General features: G+C 70.9%; 3 protein-coding genes and 1 pseudogene. All 4 read right to left on the bottom strand.

Annotated elements, in window-relative coordinates:
- Nucleotides 1–233: 233 nt before the first annotated feature.
- On the bottom strand, nt 234–746 hold the full coding sequence (locus JF597_RS49730; RefSeq protein WP_294012709.1) for a hypothetical protein: 513 nt from the start codon (nt 744–746) through the stop codon (nt 234–236).
- Entirely contained in the window at nt 743–1,678 is a 936-nt protein-coding gene (locus JF597_RS49725; protein ID WP_294012706.1) for a class I SAM-dependent methyltransferase, read from the bottom strand. Before JF597_RS49725 ends, JF597_RS49730 begins: the two co-directional genes overlap by 4 nt.
- Nucleotides 1,679–1,992: 314 nt before the next feature.
- Complete coding sequence (locus tag JF597_RS49720) at nt 1,993–2,946, bottom strand: hypothetical protein (protein ID WP_294012703.1); 954 nt, start codon at nt 2,944–2,946, stop codon at nt 1,993–1,995.
- Between the two features lie 157 nt (nt 2,947–3,103).
- Nucleotides 3,104–3,491, bottom strand: a pseudogene (locus JF597_RS49715) (hypothetical protein); the annotation flags it as partial.

The following is a 3,491-nucleotide window of genomic DNA, read 5'->3' as shown; positions in this document are numbered from 1 at the left end:
TGCCAAACTCGGCCGCCATACGGCCAACGACCGCCTCACCGAAACGGTCGACTTCGCCTACGAACTGGCTCGCGTGTCAGCTCCCGCAAAGTCACCGCGCTGAGGCGCTGCCGGGACAGTGCCGACACTGCGAGTGATTGCACCACACAATGAGGGCCAGAGCCCGAGAAGGGACAGCACCGCCAGCCATTGCCGTGGCGTTCGGCAGCAACCGCAATGACGTCAGCCGGCCTCTAAAGGGGGTGGTGGTACCAGCGCCGGTGCACCACAGGTTCGACGCACAGCACGGCGGCGCCTGCGATCGCGCCGACCAGCAGGGCGGAACCACCGCCGCCGTTGATGACCGCGCCGAGGCACGCGGCGGCAACGGCGAGCGGACGCATCAGGGTCAGCGGGCCGAGGCCGATGACCATCGCGAGGGTGCTGGCACGAAATGGCAGGACGAAGTAGGCGGCGAGCGAGAGCAGTACGGCGGTGGCGTAGACGGTGAGAGGGAGCAGGTATCCGAGGCCGCCGGCAGTCAGGGTGTTGTATGTCCGGGCCTGGGCTGGTGCGGTGAGCAGCAGGAGGGCTGCGGTCAGCGCGGGCGCGAGCAGCAGGACGGCCCCGACTGTCAGTCCACGCAGGGCGGCCCGGGTGATGGCCCGGTGTTTACGAATGCGGGCGTCGCGGCCGGCATAAGCGCGGAAGCCGCTGAATGCCGCGTCGACCAGACCAATCAGCGCGAGTGGTACGGCGGGGGTCATCGGGCGTCCTCGGCGAGATGCTCCGGACCGACCAGTCGGCGTGCGGCCCGCCCGAGGGCCCGGCGAAGCGGCTCCTCCAGCTGCGGGCGCACTCCGATGACCGGGCGCAACGTGGTGCAGAACGGGTTCACCGCGCCGCGCGGCTCGTACAGCAGCGGCCGGATGCCGGGTACGTCGGCGGCGCGCAACAGTGTCTCGTCGCTGTGCGCGCGCCGCGCGGAGACGACGCCGTCGTGACGGCCGAGCGGGTGGCGCATCCGGGCGCGGTGGAAGATCCATGCACCGATGGGTGCGAGGCGGGTTGCGGCGATGTCGAAGTGGCAGAAGGCCTGCGCCGGTGAGGTGGCCTGGGCCTGAAAGAACTTGGCCAGGGCGGGACCACGGAAATGGTGCAGCACACCGGTGGAGACGTAGACGGTCGCCGCCTTCGGCAGGTCGAAGGCATTGCCGTGGATGAAGTGGCAGTTGAGCCCCTCTGCGTGGGCAAGGCGTTCCGCTTCGCCGACCAGCGTGGCGTCGAGGTCGACCCCGATCAGCTCCACGTCCGCGCCGAGGGCGTTGGTAGCCGCCAGCCAGCGGACCAGGTAGCCCAGGCCGCAACCGACGTCGACCAGGCAGTACGGCCCAGACTGCCGGGTAGTTGCGCGGATGGCGGTGAAGAGCGGGCCCAGCACATGGACCAGGCGTTGGCCGATCCGGAGTTCCTCGCTCAGGCGCTGGAGTTCGGTGTGCACGCTGATGAGCAGGCGGTCCACGGCGTGTGGGTCGAGTACGCCGTCTCGGTCAGCGGGCAACCCGGCGACGATCCCGGCCGCGCGCTCGTCACCGCTCGCGCGGAGCTGCTGGATCACCTTGGCGCGCCGGACCGGGAGCCGGTGGCCGCTGTGGGGATCCACCGCCCTGATCAGGTCGGAAATCTCAAGCTGGTGCACGAGGCAGACCCTACGTTCTCCCCTGCCCAGCGCAGCGGGCCGGCTGCCCCCGCCTGTGGGGAGGGGGACGACGTGTGCACGGATGGACACGATTGCTCGCGTCACCTGGCTGATTGAAGCAAAGCTGAAGGGCGTGTGCACAACCTCTCGCATTCCCTCGGCGCCGATGCTGTCGAGACCCGTCCGTTCTCGTGGACATAGCGCGCCTCCCCTACCGCCTGAGCTCGCCCGCACCTCGCGAACTCGCCCACTGATCATCCAGGGCTGCTGACTAACGTGGGTGTATGGGCCCGGGTTGGTGAAGTCCGGCGGGCTCAGCCGACGCGGCGGGGGCGGCCGACCGGGGTGGATGCCACGCCGAGGTGTTCGAGCAGAAGCCCTTCCCTGGTGGACCAGGGGCAGATCTCGACGCTCGTGGCTCCGCAAGCTTCCATGAGCGCCTGGGCGATCAGGGCTCCGGCCAGGGACTGCTCGGCACGGTGCCGGGAAATACCCGGCAGCTTGGCCCGGCGGGACGGTGCCGCGTCGGCCAGCAAGGAGACTGCCGTGTGCAGTCGGGGCAGGGTCAGCCGCCGTCGCGTGCGGGGTGTCCCGCTCTGGGCGGCGGCGAGCCGGGCAAGCTGCTCGAAGGTCTTGGAGCAGGCCAGTACCCGCACTCCCGGCTCCGCTTGCGGCAGGCCGGGGACGGCTTCCAGGGACCGGCGAAGGTACTGAAGGATCCTGGCCAGGGATTGTCGGGACGGCACTGTGCCGCCGGGAAGCCAGTCCCGGGTGATCCTGCGGGCGCCCAGCGGCAGCGAGTGGACGACGCGGGGCTGGTCCTTGGTGCCGGAGGCGATCTCCACGGTGCCGCCGCCGATGTCCAGGACCAACAACTGCCCGGCCCTCGGGCCTGCCCATTGGCGGGCGGCCACATAGGCCAGCCGCGCCTCCTCTTCGCCGGGCAGCACGCGCAGGCGTGTGCCGGTGGCGCGGGCCACTCGCGCGATGACCTCGTCGCGGTTGGGCGCGTCCCGGATGACGGAGGTCGCGAACGCGAACACCTCCAGTCCGCGCGGACGCGGGTCGGCGGCGACGGCCTCGGCCACCGCCCGCTCGACACTCTTCATGCCGGCCTTGTCCAGACTGCCCTTCCGATCGAGGGTCTCATGCAGGCTCAACCGCACCTTGCGGGAGAACACCGGCTCCAGCACCGCACCCGGACGCCGCTGCACCACCGTCAGCAGAGCACTGTGGCAGCCGACATCGAGCACCCCTGCCTGCTGCATCCCATCGCCTCCCCTGGTACCGCAACCGGCCCAGCCGGTTCCTCCCCAACCTCCGGCACCCCTCGACCACAGCACGCCTGGATTGGAGGCCAGCGTGCAAGCATATCGTCACCACGCGTGCACCCTGCGCGCCTGGCCCACGGTGAGAAGGGCGTCGTCAGGGCTGCCGGCGGAACCAGCCGCGGGCACGGCCCGGCTCCTGGTCGTCCTCCGGCTCCGGCGATGCGGCGGCTTGGAGGCGGGCGGCTCCGGTGGCGGCTTCCTCGCGGGCGACGTCGTCGGCGTGGCAGGTGCCGCACACGGACACGTCCCCGGCGTTCCAGGCTGTCCTGTGCGCGGTGGTCTCCTCCCAGCGCTGGTCGGTGAACTTCCTTCCGCACCGCTCGCACACGGGGCGCTGCGCCTCCCGCTCACCGACGCGGCGCCGTTCCTCCTCCGCGTCGGCGCGGGCCTCCTGGTCGCGCAAGAGGACGTCGCGGTCGGGGTTGCCCTCGGGCGGCGGACCGAGGACTGCCACGCACGGACGGATACCACCCACCGGGGAT

The sequence above is a fragment of the Streptomyces sp. genome (genome assembly GCF_019510245.1).
In the GTDB taxonomy this organism is placed as follows: domain Bacteria; phylum Actinomycetota; class Actinomycetes; order Streptomycetales; family Streptomycetaceae; genus Streptomyces.
Note: the sequence above shows the minus strand (reverse complement) of the source record. Positions and strands in the feature narration are given on the sequence as shown.